The organism is Bacteroides sp. PHL 2737, from assembly GCF_004115325.2.
Lineage (GTDB): Bacteria > Bacteroidota > Bacteroidia > Bacteroidales > Bacteroidaceae > Bacteroides > Bacteroides hominis.
Map to the genome: position 1 here is coordinate 3,906,425 of NZ_CP040630.1, position 18,079 is coordinate 3,924,503.

Consider the following 18,079-nt stretch of genomic DNA (forward strand, 5'->3'; position numbering starts at 1 on the left):
AATAATTAATCAAACAACAATCATGAAAAGAGTATTATTTTCAATGGTCTTACTGATGGCTGTAAGTTTTGCTTTCGCTCAAGAAAAGAATGTGAAAGAAGCGAAAAGTATTGCCGGTGAAGTAAAACCAGACTTCGCAAAAGCTGAACAGCTGATTAATGAAGCACTAACCAATCCTGAAACAAAGGATAATGCAGCTACTTGGGATGTAGCTGGTTATATCCAAAAAAGAATCAATGAAAAGGAGATGGAAAATGCTTATCTGAGAAAACCCTATGATACATTGAAGGTATACAACAGTGTACTGAACATGTATAATTATTTTGTTAAATGTGACGAATTGGCACAGATTCCCAATGAAAAGGGTAAGATTAAAAACAAATATAGAAGTGCCAACTCAAAAACGATTCTGGCAGAACGCCCCAATTTAATTAATGGTGGTATTCAGTATTTTAACCTAAACCAAAACGAAGAAGCATTAAAATTCTTTGCTGCTTACGTAGATGCAGCTACACTGCCTATGTTAGAAAAAGAAAATCTACTGGAAAAAGACACTATCTTACCGCAAGTAGCATATTATGCAACTTTGGCTGCCGATAGAGTAGGCGATAAGGATGCTGTCATGAAATATGCTCAATATGCCTTGAAAGATAAAGAAAATGGCCAATTCGCAATGCAGTTGTTAACAGACGCTTATAAAGCTAAAGGCGATACTGCCAAATGGGTAGAGAAGTTGCAGGAAGGTATTGTTAAATTCCCAGAAAATCAATATTTCTTTGCTAATCTGGTTGATTATTATAGTAGCTCTAACCAGAATGACAAAGCAATGCAATTTGCTAATGACATGTTAGCTAAAGATCCTAACAACAAATTATATTTGTATGTAAAAGCGTATTTGTATCATAATATGAAAGATTATGAGAAAGCAATTGAATTCTATAAGAAGACTCTTGATGTAGACCCTACATATGCAGAAGCATGCTCAAACTTGGGATTAGTCTATCTGCTACAGGCACAAGACTATGCTGATAAAGCACCAACAGATATTAATGATCCGAATTATGCTACAGCACAAGCCAACATCAAAAAGTTCTACGAGGAAGCTAAACCGTATTACGAAAAAGCAAGAGAACTAAAACCTGATCAGAAAGATTTGTGGCTGCAAGGTCTTTATAGAGTTTATTATAACTTAAATATGGGACCGGAATTTGAAGCTATAGAGAAACTGATGAATTAATCTCACTGATGGATTAATCAGAGATATAAATTACAAAACTTGTCTTTAAAAAGAGGTATCACAAGCTAAAGTGATACCTCTTTATTTTTCCAGAAAAATATCAAAAAGGCAACTTACTTAAGTATAGTAAGTTGCCTTTTTCTATTAAACATAATGTAGATTATTCCATTATTTTAAATCGTGCATTTTGAGAGCTTGATCATCCATTAATAACTAAGAGCGGTGTATCAGAATGAAATATCATCTTACGAGCTATGCCTGGATTAAATAAACGAGAAAATATATTCCGCTTATAAGAAGTTAATGTAATAATATCAATCTGATTTGTTTTAATGTAATTTTCTAAACTATTCAGAAAATCATTACTCATTACCACATCATAATGAATTTCAAGATCCGGGTATTGCTTCTGGAAATAGTCTTTAATGCCTGCCAGTTTTATCTCATTCCATGTATCTTTTACATCTGATAAGTGAATAAGAGAAACAGAAAAATGAAATGGATCAAGTCCATTGATAAATGAATCAAAAGCAATCAAATCACGCTGATCAAAGTTTGTCATAAAAGCTATCCGTTTCACTTCATTAAAACTATTAAATGGAGTATTCTCAGGGATAGCTAATACTGTAGTATGACTACGTTCTATCACTTCAGCGGTTACACTACCAATAAGATCAATATCTTTTTGATTTTTACCACGTGTACCCATTATAATGATTCTAGGACGATGTTCTTTATTATACCGTAATATTTCTTCCTCAGGAATGCCTTCTCGTAACACACAGCTATATTTCACATCAGGGAATTCGCCTGACGCTACCTTTTGTTTTATTTTCTCTGATAAAGCATTCAAATCATCATGAACTTTATGCAACACATTCTTTACGGTCTCTTCATCGCTAATCTGATAATTAAATACATCACCATATGGCAGTGATGAAGCATAAATTGGTGTAAAGTAAACATGTAATAGTATTACCTCCGCATCATAAGATTTCGCGAAATTAAAGCCAAATTCACAAGCCTTCATCGAATAATTAGAGAAATCGACTGGAATAAGTACCTTTTTAGTACGGTGTTCTACTTTAGGCGCCTTCTCTCCCACTATACTTTCAGCAAGCCAAGCTGAACTTTCTGTGATTTTTAAAGCACGAGGCAAGTCGCTTTCTTTAATACGCAAACGCACACCAGATGACACAACCGGTTGTATTTGGTTAACATTGTGAATATACGTCTCTATACCCTCATTTTCAAGAACATTCTTCAATATCTGAGCTTTTGTATAAGTCAGAATAGCTAAAGTTACTAATTTGTCTTCCATAATTCGTTTGTTTTATTGAATTTAACAAATAAGAAATCCCAATTGTTTTTGCCAATTGGGATTCTGACTTTATCTTTTATTTAAGCCTGCATAGCTTCGGTAGCTTCTTCTTTTCTCATATTCAATTCATCCAATATCCTTAATGCCCGATCAAGCACAGTGGTATCATCAATCATAACCAATCCACCATCCGGACCAGGCTCAAGATGTATTCCGACACTTTTCCCCTCCTTAAAGTTATGACCACCAAAAAAGTTTCTCACCGTGTCGACGTTTAAATTTAGTTCGTCGGCTATTCTATGCATGCTACCGCTAGGCAATGAATCTTTAATTTTACGAAGTTCATTAAATGTTATTGTTCTCATGTCTCATAAATTTAATGGTTAATACTACGTGACTATATTATCACGCTATAAACTTAAGGAAAAAAAAAGATAAAACAAAAAAAAAGTGCTTCTTTTTTCGCTAAAACAATCTAAATCAATAGTAACTTCTTATAATACAATAAAGTCCTTCTTCAATAGATCCAATACTATTAAAGAGGGACTTTGATAAAATATTTATAGATTCTATTCTCAAATAATTTCAATCGAACTAACCGGTACCCATCCTACCTTTCCATCTTCAAGACGAATTTCTTTCCAGTCTTTCATAGAGCTATCTTTAATATCAACTTTATGCCCTTCATGAAGAATAAACAAACTAGTACCATTCTCACTGGGTGTACTCCTAACCGTAACACTTGGATTCATTATGATTGCACTATCCCGATGCAATAATTCTTCTTTTTGCTTAGAAGCAAAAACATTGGCCATTACAACAACTATTAGAAAGACTATGCCTGTAATAAATCCCACTTTCTTCAACACCACTTGTTTTGAGAATATAAAGAAATAGAGAGATACGATTAGCAACAGGAAGCTCACAACACCCCATACAGCCCATGCATCTACGCTCATACTATTAATCAATGCTTTGGTCCACGTCACAAAGAACACCTCGGGCACAGCTTCCACCTTGTCAACAGTCTTACCACGAGCTATCTCTAAATTAGCACGAATATCTCCGTTACCAGGTTGAAGTAATAATGCTCTTTCATAATTTAAGATAGCCTTTGCTATCTCATTGACTTTATAATAGCTATTTCCAAGATTATAATATACATCAGCTGCATCTCCTTTACGTAATAGTGATTCATAAATTTGAATTGCAGATGCAAAATCATTTCTTATATAAGCACTGTCGCCTTCAGATTTCGTAGCATCCTCTAATTTAGAACTGGAAAACTCTGTATTACGAATATTGACAGAATCTCCTTCCATCCTCTGAGTAGAATCTGTTACTAATGAATCCTGCCCGAAAGAAGTCACTGCCACTAACAAGCCCAAAGTAAAAAACAATATTTTTTTCATGACTTTATCTTCTCTAATTTAGCGTTTTATTGAATTCTCCATCTTACTAACCACTTCCAACGATGATGAATAAACCTTATCCATAGCTTGGCTTTCATCTCCCGGCGCAAAACGTGCAAACTCACACTCATTCAGAGCAGCCAAGAAATCTTTTATCAACTCGTCACTGACTCCATGATTTCTAAGTTTATCTTCCACATTATCTTTTGACAAACGAGAAACCGGAATATTAAGTTTATCACTAATATACCCCCACAAAGCTTTGAGTACTTCATCATAAAATGCTTCTTTCTTATTCTCTGCAAGCAATTTTCCAGCCAACTTCATTCGCCTTGCAGCTACTTTATTAGCTTTCTTTGTACGCATCTTAGCTACATTTGCATTTTCTGCAGCTTGCTTACGGTAAACTATGAAGAATATGATAAATATAACAGCAGGAATAATGTAGAATAGCCAATAAATTAAAGAACCGAATAAAAGACTATCTTTTGGCTGAAGCTTAACATCATTCAATTTTATATAGCGAATGTCTTCACCTAATATTTTCAGATCCTCTTTATTAGTAAAGTTTGCAATAACCTGATCTGCATTTCCTGCCCCTTTTTCCACTTTGACTTCATAATCTTCAGTACTCAGTGTTTTATAAGACTTTGACTTTATATCAAAATAACTGAAAGAAACTCCCGGAATCTTATAAACTCCAGCATGTCTCGGAATGGCAAGATATTCAATAACCTTACTCCCTGAAAGTCCTTCTTGAGTCAAACGAACTTTACTGTCCATCTTCGGTTCATATACATCAAAATCCTCCGGGAATTTTATTTCCGGGTTGGCTATTAATTTCAAATTACCAGTTCCTGAAATTACCAACTTTACCGTTATAGCATCATTCGTCTTCACTTCTTTAGAATTAATAGAAGAAGTGACGCTAAACTCCCCTACTCCTCCTGAAAAGTTAGTGGGTTTACCAGCAGGCAACGGAGTTACATTAATTGTAATCTTGGGTGTCACGATTACCTTACTCACATTTACATAATTGCTACCGCCATTAAAAAAAGCATCAAATGGATCATCAGATTGTACAGCTTTTGCGATAGTAGCATCAAAACGTGCAGGTTCAATCGTCAGCTTTCCGGATTGTTGAGGAAACAATACAAATTGACGATATACAGTCGTAAAATAATTCCTTCCCTTATAATGTTCCTGTGACCATTTTGCATTAGCCGGCATTTCTATTTCTTGAGAATGGAATCCCTTAAAATCAGGTAGTTTCACATTCTCAAATCGAAGTTGGGACTCACGAGTATAAATTTTAAAAGTTAAAAGGAAAGCCTCCTGTTCATATACATTAGTCTTATTGGCTGTAGCAGTAATAAGCAAATCCTGATTGGAAACGGAAGAGGATGTCCCAGTTGGGCTACTTGATGACGAAGCGCTACTACCGCCAGTACTTCCTCCAGCTTTATCGGGAGGAAGAACCTTTATTTTTACCGAATTAGAAACCATCTGATTTCCATCTGCCGTAATCGTAGCACCCGGAATAGAATATTCTCCTTCAGCCGTAGCCATCAGAATATAAGTAAAAGTAATACTATTATTGGTAACCCCATTAATCGATTGCATACGTTGCGAACGATTAGGTCCCATTAATACATCAAACCCTTTTATAGAAGGCACACGAAAATCCCTTACTTTTATCGTATTTACTGTATACGATAACCTAAACTGGTCACCCACTACTACAGCATCAGGTGCAGATGCAGTAAATACTACCTTCCCATCAGCCCACGCCTGTGTAGTCACCGCTACCAGTGTAATCAATAAGAAAATCAATTTTCTCATTTCCTCTGAAGTTTTTATCATCAATTATTTTATTATTACCAATCCTTCTCTAAACGTCTTCCCTGAAGAGTCTGCTGCTTCTTCACTTTATCTTGAACACCTTTTTCATCTTGCATTACAGAATTAAGCAACTGCTCTGCATTTTCCTTAGACATTTCATTGTCGTTTTTCTCAGATTTAGGAGGTTGCTGTTGCTGTTTATCCTTATTTTGATCATTTTGCTTATTCTGATCTTTATTATCTTGTTGCTTTTGCTGATCATCTTTATTCTGATCCTGATTTTGGTCTTGGTTCTGTTGATTTTGCTGTTGATCTTTCAACAACTTTTGAGCCAATGCCAAGTTATAACGGGTTTCATCATCTTTCGGATTATTTCTCAAAGACATCTTATATGCTTCAACCGCTTTCTGATAATCTTTACCAGACTGGAATAATACTCCCATATTATGATAAATCTGTCCCAACTTGGCCTTATCTTTTTCTATTTGAGTTGCAGCTACATATTGCTCCATCGCATCTTTAAACTTTTGCTGTTGCGACAACGTATTACCCAAATTATACATAGAAACAATTGATTTGGGATTCACCTCTAATGCTTTTCGGTAATTAACCTCAGCATCCACAAAAACACTGTCCTTAAAAAGACGATTGCCTTTACGGATATAATCACGCTCAGCTTTTTGTGCAAATGTACCCAGAGAGAGGGATAGCAACAGAGCGAATAATATATATTTACTTCTTGACATACACATTATTACTTATTAGAAAACAACCGAATGTTTTTAAATAATGGATTTTTACGATCTAAAATCAACATCTCTACCAATAATAAAAGCAATATCATCCAAGCAATTACTTGGAATTGTTCATTATATTCTGTATAAACCTTAGACTCAACATCTGATTTAGCCATCTTATTAATTTCTTGATTAATAGCCTTTTGCGCAGAATTTGAGTTATCTACACGAACATAAATCCCATTCCCGACCTTTGCAATTTCCTGACACATAGCCTCATTCAAACGGGTCACAATTACATTGCCTTCACGATCACGGCGAAAATCGTTACTACCTTCAATTGGAATAGGAGCACCATCGGGCAAACCAACTCCCAAAACGTTCACTTGAATACCTTTTTTGGCAGCTTCTTTAGCAGCTTCAACAGCCCCACCTTCATGGTTCTCACCATCGGTAATCACTACAATAGCACGTCCTACTCCTTCTTGTGGAGTAAAGCTGCGAGCTGCCAGACTGATCGCTGCACCAATAGCTGTACCTTGTTTAGATATTAACGAAGGATTAATAGATTCCAGAAACATCTTAGCGGAAATATAATCACTCGTTATTGGCAACTGAGTAAAAGCATCTCCCGCAAATACAATCATACCCACTTTGTCATTCTCCATACCATCCACTAATTTAGATATAAGCCTCTTAGCTTTTTCCAAACGACTTGGCTGAACATCTTGTGCAAGCATAGAGTTAGAAATGTCCAATGCAATCATAACCTCTACTCCTTTACGCTTTACAGTTTCAAGTTTAGAGCCGAATTGTGGACGGGCTAACAATACCGCAAACAGACCTATGGCGGTAAATACCAACCAGAACTTTACATCGGGACGATATTTAGATACATCAGGCATCAGTTGTGCCATCAATACCGGATCCCCGAATTTACGAATAGCTTTCCTCCTTCTATAGTTAGAAAAAAGATAGAAGGCTACCAACAATGGTAGCAACAACAACAAATATAAATATGCAGGTTCTTCAAATCGAAACATCTTTCTATCTATTTTATGGTATCTTCTTCAATATTGAGTTATGTAACAGTAGTTCAAGCAGTACACATAAGAAAGCAGCCAGCGCAAACCAACGATATTCTTCCTGACGCTTACTATACTCTTTCACGTTCAATTTCGTTTTCTCCAATTTATCAATCTCTTCATAAACCTCTTTCAGTTTCGAATTGCTGGTAGCACGAAAATAGTTTCCATCCGTAATACCTGCTATTTGAGTAAGGGTTTTTTCATCAATTTCAACCGGCGTATTAATATACTGTACTGTTCCCCCAACCGGTACCGGATAAGGAGCCATACCATTTGTTCCCACACCAATAGTATAAACACGTATACCAAAACTTTTTGCTATTTCAGCAGCTGTCAATGGAGAAATATCCCCTTTATTATTTGTACCATCTGTCAGCAAAATAATCACTTTTGATTTTGCTTTACTATCTTTCAGCCTAGTTACTGCATTAGCAATTCCCATTCCCACTGCTGTCCCATCCTCAATAATATCGCACTTAATACCTTGAAATAGATTCAGTAATACAGCATGATCTACCGTTAAAGGACACTGAGTAAAACTTTCACCGGCAAAAAGCGTAATACCTATATTATCATTCGGACGGCCATTAATAAATTCCGCAGCTACATCTTTAGCAGCCTCCAATCTATTAGGCTTCAAGTCCTCTGCCAACATACTGGTAGATACATCGATAGCTAACATAATATCAATACCTTCGATTTCGCTGTTTTGCCAGCTATTGGTTGTTTGAGGGCGTGCCAAAACCAAGATGATCAATATTAGAGCAATGATGCGCAAACCAAAAGGTACATGCAGCAAATAGTTCCTATAACTTTTCGGTGCATGTGCATATACACGTGCATCAGAAATCTGAAGAGTCGGCTCCGTCTTCTTCCGCTTCATTATATACCACACAATATATGGTATAAGCAACAGCAGCAAAAACAAATATTCAATATTGGCAAAAACCATTCTATTTACAATTTACTATTTCTTATTTTATATGATAAAAGTAAAAACCTATTACGCAAACAGATTATAGAGTTGTAACCCTATATATACAAAGGTTCCAATAAGAGTAGCCGACAAAAATACAATACCACATATCAGTAATATCTTTGTACGCAAAGACCTTTTCTCTATAATGGTGATTTCAGTAGGCTGTGGCTTCAGGTTCTCTTCTTCCGGTTGTTTGGTTTCATTAATAAAATCAATTGCATTAATTAAATTCGCATCATTTTCGTTCATTTGCGGATCATGCTTAGCGAATTTAACCAAATCGGCTGTCTGGAATAAATATTTTAAATCTGATATAGCTTCTTTATCATTAAATTCAAGCAATTTATCTATAATTTCAGATGAAGTCATTTCCAATGCATTAAAACCAAATCGATTCTTAATATATGTGCGAAGGGCATCTGTCAATTCCGTATAATACTCCTTCGGCTGTCCCTTTTGCCATATCTTCTCTGTCTTAATACGCTCTATCTCTTTCATTGCCAGTTGATGTGGAGGCAACTTAGGCTCAACCTTTATTTTACGAATAATAGGCTTATTATCACGGATGCGAACAATCAAATAAATGAGCAATCCTAACAGTGGTAATGCCAAAAAAGAGCAACCAATCAAGCCATACCAATCTTCCCATGCAAAAGGAGCCTTCATAACGGTCTTCTGACCAAAAAACTGATCAGGATGCAAAGTATCCACAGGCATTGAGTACACTTTCAATGCCAATGCTTTCGATTTATACTCTTTATTATCAATCTTCACACCCATAGGAGGAATATAATATAAAGCTGAATCAAAAGAAGTTACCGTATACTCCTGGGTAATTAACATTCTCTGGCGATCATTTAAATATTGTGTATCAGGTTTAGCAGTTTCCACAATTTCCACCCCACGTACCAGCGTATCTGTAAATACCGGAAAAACAGCTTTCTGCTTCACATCCATCGCTACTTGTAACTGCACTTTTGCCTGTTCTCCTATTAGAATTTGCAAAGAGTCTATTTTAGCATCGACAGTCACAGACTGTGCAGCAATTCTGCCAGAAACCAGAAATAACAATACTATCAGAAATATATTTTTATTCATCTTTCCTGTTAATTTCGTTTAGCAAATAAATTCAGTAACGCTTTCACGTAATCCTGATCAGTACGTACCGAAACAGAATCAACATTACTTTTGGTAAACGTCTCGTCTAACTCAGTTTGTTTATTTACCCACCATTCATGATGCGCCTTACGCACTCCGGCCGAAGATGTGTCTATCCACTGTTCATGTCCGGTTTCCGCATCTTTAATCCGCATCAAACCTACTGCCGGTAACTCAGCTACTCTCCTGTCATATACTTGAATAGCGACAACATCATGTTTCCTATTGGCTATGGTCATTGCATTCTTAAAGCTTTCCTGATCTATAAAATCGGATAAAATGAAAGCTGTACAACGTCTTTTCATGACATTCGTCAGATATTCCAAAGCAAGGCGAATATTTGTACGACGACTTTCGGGCTTAAAATCAATCAATTCACGAATAATGTACAGAATGTGTTTACGCCCTTTCTTGGGAGGAATAAATTTTTCTATTCTGTCTGAAAAAAAAATAACTCCGATCTTATCGTTATTCTGAATAGCAGAAAATGCGAGAGTAGCTGCAATTTCTGTTACCATATCCTTCTTCAGTTGTTTTACGGTGCCAAATTCCAAACTACCGGAAACATCCACCATCAACATCACCGTCAGTTCACGCTCTTCCTCAAACACCTTCACAAAAGGTTTGTTAAAACGCGCTGTCACATTCCAGTCAATGTCACGTATATCATCACCAAACTGATATTCACGCACCTCAGAAAAAGCCATACCTCTACCTTTGAAGGCCGAATGGTACTGTCCTGCAAAAATATTGTTCGACAATCCACGCGTCTTTATTTCAATCCGACGAACTTTTTTTAGAATTTCACTTGTTTCCATCTATTTAATTGAGAATTGAAAGTTGGTAATTGAGGATTATTCATTCTCAATTAAAATTAAGGCACTTCTATCTTATTCAATATTTTACTTACAATTTCATCAGAAGTTACATTGCTGGCTTCCGCTTCATATGTCAATCCGATACGATGCCGGAGGACATCATGTGCAACAGCACGTACATCTTCCGGAATCACATAGCCACGACGTTTAATAAATGCATAAGTACGTGCAGCCAAAGCCAGATTAATGGAAGCACGAGGTGAACCACCGAATCCAATCATATCTTTCAGCTCTTTCAAATCATATTTTTCGGGATAACGTGTAGCAAATACGATGTCTACAATATAGCGTTCAATCTTTTCATCCAGATAAACCTGGCGTACTACTTTACGGGCTTCAATTATTTCTTCTGCCTTCAAAATAGGTTTCACATTGAATTTCTCTCCATTAATGTTTTGGCGAATAATTAATTTCTCCTCTTCCTGCTTCGGATAATCAATAATCACCTTAAGCATAAAACGGTCTACCTGAGCTTCCGGAAGCGGATATGTACCTTCCTGCTCAATCGGGTTCTGTGTAGCTAACACAAGGAATGGCTCAGGCAACAAGAATGTCTCTTTACCAATGGTCACCTGACGTTCCTGCATGGCTTCAAGCAGGGCACTCTGCACTTTGGCAGGCGCACGGTTTATTTCATCGGCCAATACAAAATTAGCAAAAATCGGACCTTTTTTCACTTGAAAGGTTTCATCTTTCTGACTGTAAACCATAGTACCTACAACATCGGCAGGCAACAAATCAGGCGTAAACTGTATGCGGCTGTATTTTGCATCGATCAACGAAGCCAATGTCTTGATTGCCAAAGTTTTTGCCAATCCTGGTACACCCTCAAGCAATACATGCCCGTCAGAAAGTAGCCCGATTAACAGTGACTCTACCAAATGTTTCTGACCCACAATGATCTGGTCCATGCCTGTTGTAAGATTGGTAACGAAAGCACTCTGTCTTTCAATCCGCTCGTTCAATTCGCGGATGTCAATTGATTCAGCCATAAATACTAATTATTTTATTTTATTGTTTAATTTCTTACTTATAATGTAAATGAAACCTATGTTGTAAGGCTTTTTAATTTCGATTCCAAAAGTACACTATATCTTTAACCATTCCAACTAATTTTTATTAAAAAACAATGCGAAGTCTTTAGATTAAGGTACTTTCATACGCTTTTGTATTTGTATAACATAAACACGGCACCCGGATGTATACAAGTTTATACACCCGGGTGCCATACAAAGCCGTTACTTTTTAACAAGTTCCGGTATTTTAAGTACAGTACCATATGGCACACTATTCGGATTCTTAATCACTCCCTGATTATGCTTAACAATATAAGGCCACAAATCTTTTGTACCATAGAAGCGTAAAGAGACCTTGGTTAAAGTCTCCCCCTCTTTCATCGTATAGGTAGTCTTAGTACCGGTAATTATGTAATTTACAGAATCCGGCTTAACAGGTATTGACACCACCTTCTTAGTAACCTTTTCCTGAGCAACCGATTTACTCTCCGATACTTTATCCGTTTTCACCGACACAGGTTTAGGATTCACTACCTGTTGTTTATCCTGCATTTTTGCCACCACTTCGGCTATAGTATCTGTTTTCATAACAGTATCTAACGGGACTTCCTTTATAGGCTCTTTTTTCTCCACCGCTTCAATTACGGTTGATTGCATTTCTTTTTTAGAAAACAAATCCGGATAATAAACAAAAACCAGAGCCGCACCACAAAGCAGCATAACAACCGCTATGATAGTTACCAAATAAGGGACAGGAGACTTCTCTTTTTTGAATTTAATTTCTTTTTGGGGGTGCCTCTCCTTTCCCATAGGAACAATCGGAACTTCTGTTTTCTGAATCTCCCGAGCAATTATTTCTTCTGCAGTCAGTTTAGGAGCCTCGCCTTCTTCTATTTCTTTTTCCGCCTGCTCTTGTTCTTCCTCGAATCCTTCGTCAGTCTTATCTGGTTTAATGTCTTCCGATACTTCATCAACAGATAATCCTTCTATTTCTATGATAGTCTTTGTGCCCGTATCCTTGCAGGTTTCCTTTTCAACTTCTTCAGGCACATCAACCATTCGACTTCCAATTTCTATATTTTCCGTTTTTTTCGTATCCTCCTCAATATCCCCTGTAGTAGTCTCAGCATTCTCTGCGTTTTGCTCCAGCATACCCTCCGATTCTGCTGTTTCTATCTGCTTTGCTGCCTCTATAGGCTCTGTTTCAATTGAGACATCCTCCATAAACTGTGTTCCTTCTACTTCAGGCACATCCACCGGATCTCCCTCCAATTCCTCTATCGGCGTATCTTCCAATACAGTATTCTCATTCAGTACAACCGTCTCAAAATGAGAAAAAGGCCTATTAATAATATCCCGCAAAGAAGGATCAGGAGTAAAAGAAATCTTTGTATGTCCTTCTATCTTAATTCGTTCGCCTGTATTGATATTTACACTTTCACGGCTATTAACCCCTATCAGTTTAAATGTTCCCAGCCCCTTGATTTTCACGTACTGATCATTCTCCAGAGCCTGTTCTATCAACAGAAAAAACTCCCGAACAAAAACATCGGCATCTTTTTGAGGGACCCCATGCCTGCTAACCAGTAAATCAACAAGATTCTGTATAGTCAACCTTTCATTCATACGGAAATGCTTCTTTAAACTTATCCTTTAAGATTGGACTTGGCTTGAATGCCAACACCAGTTTGGGTGGAACCAACAAGCGTAGTCTGGTGACAGGATTGATGACAATACGCTCAGCCTTCTTTTTTACTTCAAAAGCACCAAATCCCTGTATTCCTATAGCATTACCTTCCTGCAGCTCCTGAATGATGTCAGACAGCAGAGTAGTTATCAAGTCAGAAGTATCTTTTGTATTATATCCTAACCTGCGCGAAAGTTCTGAAGTAAATTCTTTGTTATTCAAAATACTACAATTTTAAAAGTGTGTTGCTATATTAGTCAATCCGAATGAAAAAAACAAATTCTTAGGGAAATATCTTTAGATAACTTTCGCAAAAAGATCGAATTCATCGGAATCAATCACCTCTATTTGATAAAAGTTACCAACCCTCAGACTATCTCCCTCGCACTTTATTAATACCTCAGGATCTACTTCCGGAGAATCAAATTCAGTGCGCCCAACATAATAATCACCCTCTATACGATCAATGATAACTTTCATTTGCCACCCCACCTTAGATGCACTAAGTTCAGCAGAAATCCCCTGTTGAATATCCATCAGTTCATCCAAGCGGGCCTGTTTCACTTCTTGAGGAATAGAATCTTCATAATTAGCTGCCGCATACGTGCCCTCTTCCTCTGAATAAGCAAAAGCCCCCATTCTATCGAAACGGACTTTACGGACAAACTCTTTCAATTCCTCAAAATCCTCTTCTGTTTCACCCGGATGCCCCACCATCAACGTTGTACGTAAATGAATACCGGGAACTTCTTTACGAAACTGTTCAATTAACCGATAGGTGTCTTCTTTGGTCACATGACGCCGCATACGTTGCAACATGTTATCACTAATATGTTGCAATGCTATATCCATGTATTTGCATACATTATCCCGTTCACGCATCACTCTAAACAAGTCTTCAGGAAAATGTGCCGGGTATGCATAGTGTAAACGTATCCATTCCACACCCGGAATCTCAGAAACACGCTCAATCAATTCCGGGAGCATTTGTTTCTTGTATAAATCGACTCCATAGTAAGTCAACTCCTGGGCAATCACCTGAAACTCTTTCACACCATTGGAAACCAAGTATCTCACTTCGTCCAAGATCTCTTCCATGGGACGAGACACATGACGTCCTGTAATGATTGGTATAGCGCAATAAGAACATTTGCGGTCACACCCCTCTGATATTTTCAGATAAGCATAATGTTTAGGGGTAGTTAGCATACGTTCAATATGAAGTTCGTCATGGTAGGCTTTTCCCAAGTCCTGCAACAACTCTTTCCAGTTGAATTTACCATAAAACTTATCAACCTGAGGAATTTCAATCGCCAATTCTTTTAAATAGCGTTCCGAAAGACAGCCCATAACAAAAAGTTTTTCCAGATTTCCTTCTTCTTTTTCCTGGGCAAATTCCAGAATCATATTAATTGATTCTTCTTTCGCATCACCGATGAAACCGCAGGTATTGATAACTGCTATTTCTCCTGTCGGTTTTTCCGAGTCATGGGTAACATCATATCCGGCTTCTTCCAACTGACGCATCAACTGTTCCGAATCCACCAAATTCTTAGAGCACCCTAATGTTATGATATCTATAGTTTTTCTTTTCATGCATTCTCTCCAAATAAGGAGTCTACAAATTCTTTCTTGCGGAAAACCTGCAGGTCTTCCATACCTTCACCCAATCCAATATATTTCACCGGAATCTTAAACTGATCTGAAATTCCGATAACAACGCCTCCCTTTGCCGTTCCGTCCAGTTTTGTTATAGCCATGGCAGTCACCTCTGTAGCCAACGTGAATTGTTTAGCCTGCTCAAAGGCATTCTGCCCGGTTGAACCATCAAGCACCAGCAACACCTCATTCGGAGCATCAGGTACCACCTTCTTCATTACATTCTTAATCTTCGTCAGTTCATTCATCAAACCGACCTTATTGTGTAGGCGTCCTGCTGTATCTATAATCACAACATCCGCATCATTAGCAACGGCCGAGCTTAATGTATCAAATGCAACCGAAGCGGGATCAGCACCCATTTTTTGTTTTACCACCGGTACACCTACTCTATCTCCCCAAATTACAAGCTGTTCTACAGCTGCTGCACGAAATGTATCGGCCGCACCCAAGTAAACAGATTTACCAGCTTTCTTGAATTGATAAGCAAGTTTACCAATGGTAGTTGTTTTACCAACTCCATTCACACCCACTACCATAATGACATAAGGCTTTTTCTCTACCGGAACATCGAAATCAGCAACATCATCCGAATTATTCTCAGTCAACAATGCTGCAATTTCTTCACGCAGAATTGAGTTTAGCTCTTGTGTATTTACATATTTATCTTCTGCCGCACGTTTTTCAATACGTTTAATGATATTAAGAGTAGTCTCTACTCCCACATCCGATGTGATAAGCACCTCTTCCAGATTATCCAGCACTTCATCATCCACCTTCGACTTGCCGGCTACCGCACGGGCAATCTTGCTGAATACACTTTCTTTGGTTTTAGATAATCCTTTATCTAAAGTTTCCTTCTTTTCCTTTGAGAAAAAACTAAAAAATCCCATGATTACAATTATTTGTATAATACATTATGCTACAAAGATATAATAAAACTGGCGTAAAGTAAAAATTGAAGCGAATAAAATTGGCAAAAAAAATCCCCTCAATGAATATCAGTGAGAGGATTTTTCAGGTTGCAATCTAATGCAACCGGCTTATTTCTTAAAAAAGTCTTGTACTTTTTCGTTAGGAACCATTTGTTCATCAAAAATGTAAGCTCCAGTCTTCGGAGATTTAACCATTTTGATAACCTTAGTATAAGCACGACCTTCTTTAGATCCTTCGTGCAAACTTGCTACTGTTTTCTTTGCCATGGGTTATACTCTTTCTTTTTTATTTAATTTCTTTGTGTACTGTTACTCTCTTCAGAATCGGGTTGTATTTTTTCAACTCAAGTCTTTCTGTAGTATTCTTTCTGTTCTTAGTTGTGATATAACGAGATGTTCCCGGCATACCGCTATCTTTGTGTTCTGTGCATTCCAGAATCACCTGAACTCTATTACCTTTTGCTTTCTTTGCCATAATCAGTTTCTCCTCTTACGTTTTAGCCAATAACTTTAATGGTTTTCCAATCACAATACCCTTTGGCAACTGCATCATTCAGAGCAGCGTCCAAACCTTTCTTATTAATAATACGCAAACCAGCAGCGCAGAGGCTCAGGCTGATCCAGCAGTCCTGTTCTACATAGTAGAACTTTTTGTTAAACAAGTTCAAATCAAAGGTTCTCTTAGTTCTTCTCTTTGAGTGTGAAACATTGTTGCCAATCATGGCTTTCTTTCCGGTAATTTGACAAATCTTCGACATTTCTATCTTATTTTTATAGTTTTAATCTATACTTCTTTCAAACAGAGCGCAAAGTAAGCACTTTTATAGATATAAAACAAGCATTTCTTAAATAAATTCATTATTCAGCAGTAATTTTTCTTCATTTCACCAATTTTCGAAGTAACAGAAGAGCATTATTACCTGCTCTCTCCACATTCATTTCTCTTCCGCGGTCAGTTTCCTGCTTCATAGTGCAAATTTCATTTTTATAGGCAGCAGCAATCCAGACTGTACCAACAGGCTTCTCCTTAGTACCTCCACCAGGACCTGCGATACCCGAAGTGGCGACTGCACAATCAGTTTTCAGCGCTTTCATCGCACCTTTTACCATCTCAATTACGGTTTCCTCGCTTACAGCACCTTTCTTTTCAAGCGTTTCCATCGACACACCCAGCAATTTCATCTTTACTTCATTAGAGTATGCCACTACACTTCCTTTAAAATATTCCGAACTTCCGGCAACCGAAGTAACACGGGCTGCAATACTTCCACCGGTGCAACTTTCTGCGGTGGAAAGGGTCAATTTCTTCTTTTTCAGAAGTTCCCCAATCAGAATCTCAATCGGTGTATCTTCTTCATCCAAAATATCTTCACCTAAAATGGCTTCCAATTTGGCGCTCTCAACATTTAAGTATGTCTCTACTTCCTGACGATCTTGTCCACGTCCTGTCAATCTCAAACGAATCAAACCGGGTTTAGGCAAGTAAGCAAGTTTAATACAGGACGGCAGCGCCACCTCCCAAGGCTCCAGTTTTTCAGCCAGCACTGATTCCGGATAGTTTTGCACAGTAAAAGTACGATGTACAATGGCATCTGTATGAAACTTTGCGCACAAACGAGGAATCACTTCTTCACTCATTACCGTAGTCATCTCCTGAGGAACACCGGGCATGGAAACAAGCACTTTACTATCCTTTTCAAACCAACTGACAGAGGCACTTCCCACCCGATTATTAATGACCGTACAATTCTCTGGCACCATCGCCTGACTCTTATTCAACGCATTCATCGGTATTTTTCCAGCTAATACCCGCTTCACATTTTCAAATACAGCCTCACTAAAAATCAGTTTGGTACCAAAATATTCACAAAGGGTTTGTTTGGTGATATCATCCTTAGTAGGACCCAAACCACCTGTCATCAATACAATATCCGCCCTTTTCATCGAGGCATCCACTGCTTCGGTTATCTCTTCTGCACGATCACGTACAGACACTACACGAATAACTTCGATACCGACTTTATTTAATTCGCGTCCCATCCATGCCGAATTAGTGTCAGTCACCTGGCCTATCAGCAACTCATCACCGATGGTTATTATCTCTGCAAACATGATTTTTTTTATTTAGCT

General features: G+C 37.6%; 19 protein-coding genes. 1 reads left to right on the top strand and 18 read right to left on the bottom strand.

Annotated features, from left to right (window positions below; translation table 11 throughout):
* Window positions 1–22 precede the first annotated feature (22 nt).
* Window positions 23–1,237, top strand: a complete 1,215-nt coding sequence (locus DBK98_RS16105) for a tetratricopeptide repeat protein (RefSeq protein ID WP_005777869.1) — start codon at window positions 23–25, stop codon at window positions 1,235–1,237.
* Window positions 1,238–1,436: 199 nt separating this feature from the next.
* Here DBK98_RS16105 and DBK98_RS16110 read toward each other — a convergent pair whose 3' ends face one another.
* The 18 genes from DBK98_RS16110 to DBK98_RS16195 all read right to left on the bottom strand — a co-directional run bounded on the left by DBK98_RS16110 (window position 1,437) and on the right by DBK98_RS16195 (window position 18,061).
* The gene (locus tag DBK98_RS16110) at window positions 1,437–2,558 is read right to left on the bottom strand and encodes a universal stress protein (RefSeq protein WP_005806274.1); all 1,122 of its coding nucleotides are present in this window, start codon (window positions 2,556–2,558) and stop codon (window positions 1,437–1,439) included.
* 80 nt (window positions 2,559–2,638) lie between these two features.
* Complete coding sequence (locus DBK98_RS16115; protein ID WP_005777873.1) at window positions 2,639–2,923, bottom strand: hypothetical protein; 285 nt, start codon at window positions 2,921–2,923, stop codon at window positions 2,639–2,641.
* Between the two features lie 210 nt (window positions 2,924–3,133).
* A complete protein-coding gene (locus DBK98_RS16120; protein WP_005806276.1) occupies window positions 3,134–3,970 on the bottom strand; it encodes a tetratricopeptide repeat protein in 837 nt (278 codons plus the stop codon).
* Between the two features lie 18 nt (window positions 3,971–3,988).
* Window positions 3,989–5,812, bottom strand: a complete 1,824-nt coding sequence (locus DBK98_RS16125) for a BatD family protein (protein ID WP_005806278.1) — start codon at window positions 5,810–5,812, stop codon at window positions 3,989–3,991.
* Between the two features lie 35 nt (window positions 5,813–5,847).
* Window positions 5,848–6,558, bottom strand: coding sequence for a tetratricopeptide repeat protein (locus DBK98_RS16130; protein WP_005806280.1), 711 nt, complete (start codon window positions 6,556–6,558; stop codon window positions 5,848–5,850).
* Window positions 6,559–6,566: 8 nt separating this feature from the next.
* The gene (locus tag DBK98_RS16135; RefSeq protein ID WP_005777880.1) at window positions 6,567–7,592 is read right to left on the bottom strand and encodes a VWA domain-containing protein; all 1,026 of its coding nucleotides are present in this window, start codon (window positions 7,590–7,592) and stop codon (window positions 6,567–6,569) included.
* A 13-nt stretch (window positions 7,593–7,605) separates the two neighbouring features.
* A complete protein-coding gene (locus DBK98_RS16140; protein ID WP_005777882.1) occupies window positions 7,606–8,589 on the bottom strand; it encodes a VWA domain-containing protein in 984 nt (327 codons plus the stop codon).
* 51 nt (window positions 8,590–8,640) lie between these two features.
* On the bottom strand, window positions 8,641–9,714 hold the full coding sequence (locus DBK98_RS16145; protein ID WP_005806282.1) for a hypothetical protein: 1,074 nt from the start codon (window positions 9,712–9,714) through the stop codon (window positions 8,641–8,643).
* 8 nt (window positions 9,715–9,722) lie between these two features.
* Window positions 9,723–10,592, bottom strand: coding sequence for a DUF58 domain-containing protein (locus DBK98_RS16150; protein WP_005806284.1), 870 nt, complete (start codon window positions 10,590–10,592; stop codon window positions 9,723–9,725).
* A 56-nt stretch (window positions 10,593–10,648) separates the two neighbouring features.
* Window positions 10,649–11,644: a MoxR family ATPase gene (locus tag DBK98_RS16155; protein WP_005777888.1), complete on the bottom strand. Its 996-nt coding sequence runs from the start codon at window positions 11,642–11,644 to the stop codon at window positions 10,649–10,651.
* Between the two features lie 246 nt (window positions 11,645–11,890).
* A complete protein-coding gene (locus DBK98_RS16160) occupies window positions 11,891–13,294 on the bottom strand; it encodes an HU family DNA-binding protein (protein WP_005806286.1) in 1,404 nt (467 codons plus the stop codon).
* Window positions 13,287–13,577: an HU family DNA-binding protein gene (locus tag DBK98_RS16165; RefSeq protein ID WP_005777892.1), complete on the bottom strand. Its 291-nt coding sequence runs from the start codon at window positions 13,575–13,577 to the stop codon at window positions 13,287–13,289. Before DBK98_RS16165 ends, DBK98_RS16160 begins: the two co-directional genes overlap by 8 nt.
* Window positions 13,578–13,652: 75 nt before the next feature.
* Complete coding sequence (gene rimO / locus DBK98_RS16170) at window positions 13,653–14,951, bottom strand: 30S ribosomal protein S12 methylthiotransferase RimO (RefSeq protein WP_005806287.1); 1,299 nt, start codon at window positions 14,949–14,951, stop codon at window positions 13,653–13,655.
* Window positions 14,948–15,907: a signal recognition particle-docking protein FtsY gene (gene ftsY, locus DBK98_RS16175; protein ID WP_005806289.1), complete on the bottom strand. Its 960-nt coding sequence runs from the start codon at window positions 15,905–15,907 to the stop codon at window positions 14,948–14,950. Before ftsY ends, rimO begins: the two co-directional genes overlap by 4 nt.
* Before the next feature lie 150 nt (window positions 15,908–16,057).
* The gene (locus tag DBK98_RS16180) at window positions 16,058–16,216 is read right to left on the bottom strand and encodes a DUF4295 domain-containing protein (protein WP_005777897.1); all 159 of its coding nucleotides are present in this window, start codon (window positions 16,214–16,216) and stop codon (window positions 16,058–16,060) included.
* A 19-nt stretch (window positions 16,217–16,235) separates the two neighbouring features.
* Window positions 16,236–16,424 (bottom strand): 50S ribosomal protein L33, encoded by a 189-nt coding sequence (gene rpmG / locus DBK98_RS16185; RefSeq protein ID WP_002560155.1) that lies wholly within the window; start codon window positions 16,422–16,424, stop codon window positions 16,236–16,238.
* Window positions 16,425–16,446: 22 nt separating this feature from the next.
* Window positions 16,447–16,707, bottom strand: a complete 261-nt coding sequence (rpmB, locus tag DBK98_RS16190; RefSeq protein ID WP_002560154.1) for a 50S ribosomal protein L28 — start codon at window positions 16,705–16,707, stop codon at window positions 16,447–16,449.
* 121 nt (window positions 16,708–16,828) lie between these two features.
* Complete coding sequence (locus DBK98_RS16195) at window positions 16,829–18,061, bottom strand: CinA family nicotinamide mononucleotide deamidase-related protein (protein ID WP_005806291.1); 1,233 nt, start codon at window positions 18,059–18,061, stop codon at window positions 16,829–16,831.
* Window positions 18,062–18,079 lie beyond the last annotated feature (18 nt).

Bases quoted from the DNA above. Each gene is read 5' to 3' on its own strand.
- DBK98_RS16140 (WP_005777882.1), bottom strand. From the start codon at position 8,589: ATGGTTTTTGCCAATATTGAATATTTGTTTTTGCTGCTGTTGCTTATA.
- DBK98_RS16155 (WP_005777888.1), bottom strand. From the start codon at position 11,644: ATGGCTGAATCAATTGACATCCGCGAATTGAACGAGCGGATTGAAAGA.
- DBK98_RS16145 (WP_005806282.1), bottom strand. From the start codon at position 9,714: ATGAATAAAAATATATTTCTGATAGTATTGTTATTTCTGGTTTCTGGC.
- DBK98_RS16195 (WP_005806291.1), bottom strand. From the start codon at position 18,061: ATGTTTGCAGAGATAATAACCATCGGTGATGAGTTGCTGATAGGCCAG.
- DBK98_RS16160 (WP_005806286.1), bottom strand. From the start codon at position 13,294: ATGAATGAAAGGTTGACTATACAGAATCTTGTTGATTTACTGGTTAGC.
- rpmB (WP_002560154.1), bottom strand. From the start codon at position 16,707: ATGTCGAAGATTTGTCAAATTACCGGAAAGAAAGCCATGATTGGCAAC.
- DBK98_RS16130 (WP_005806280.1), bottom strand. From the start codon at position 6,558: ATGTCAAGAAGTAAATATATATTATTCGCTCTGTTGCTATCCCTCTCT.
- DBK98_RS16110 (WP_005806274.1), bottom strand. From the start codon at position 2,558: ATGGAAGACAAATTAGTAACTTTAGCTATTCTGACTTATACAAAAGCT.
- DBK98_RS16180 (WP_005777897.1), bottom strand. From the start codon at position 16,216: ATGGCAAAGAAAACAGTAGCAAGTTTGCACGAAGGATCTAAAGAAGGT.
- DBK98_RS16150 (WP_005806284.1), bottom strand. From the start codon at position 10,592: ATGGAAACAAGTGAAATTCTAAAAAAAGTTCGTCGGATTGAAATAAAG.
- DBK98_RS16125 (WP_005806278.1), bottom strand. From the start codon at position 5,812: ATGAGAAAATTGATTTTCTTATTGATTACACTGGTAGCGGTGACTACA.
- DBK98_RS16135 (WP_005777880.1), bottom strand. From the start codon at position 7,592: ATGTTTCGATTTGAAGAACCTGCATATTTATATTTGTTGTTGTTGCTA.
- DBK98_RS16105 (WP_005777869.1), top strand. From the start codon at position 23: ATGAAAAGAGTATTATTTTCAATGGTCTTACTGATGGCTGTAAGTTTT.
- rpmG (WP_002560155.1), bottom strand. From the start codon at position 16,424: ATGGCAAAGAAAGCAAAAGGTAATAGAGTTCAGGTGATTCTGGAATGC.
- ftsY (WP_005806289.1), bottom strand. From the start codon at position 15,907: ATGGGATTTTTTAGTTTTTTCTCAAAGGAAAAGAAGGAAACTTTAGAT.
- rimO (WP_005806287.1), bottom strand. From the start codon at position 14,951: ATGAAAAGAAAAACTATAGATATCATAACATTAGGGTGCTCTAAGAAT.
- DBK98_RS16120 (WP_005806276.1), bottom strand. From the start codon at position 3,970: ATGAAAAAAATATTGTTTTTTACTTTGGGCTTGTTAGTGGCAGTGACT.
- DBK98_RS16115 (WP_005777873.1), bottom strand. From the start codon at position 2,923: ATGAGAACAATAACATTTAATGAACTTCGTAAAATTAAAGATTCATTG.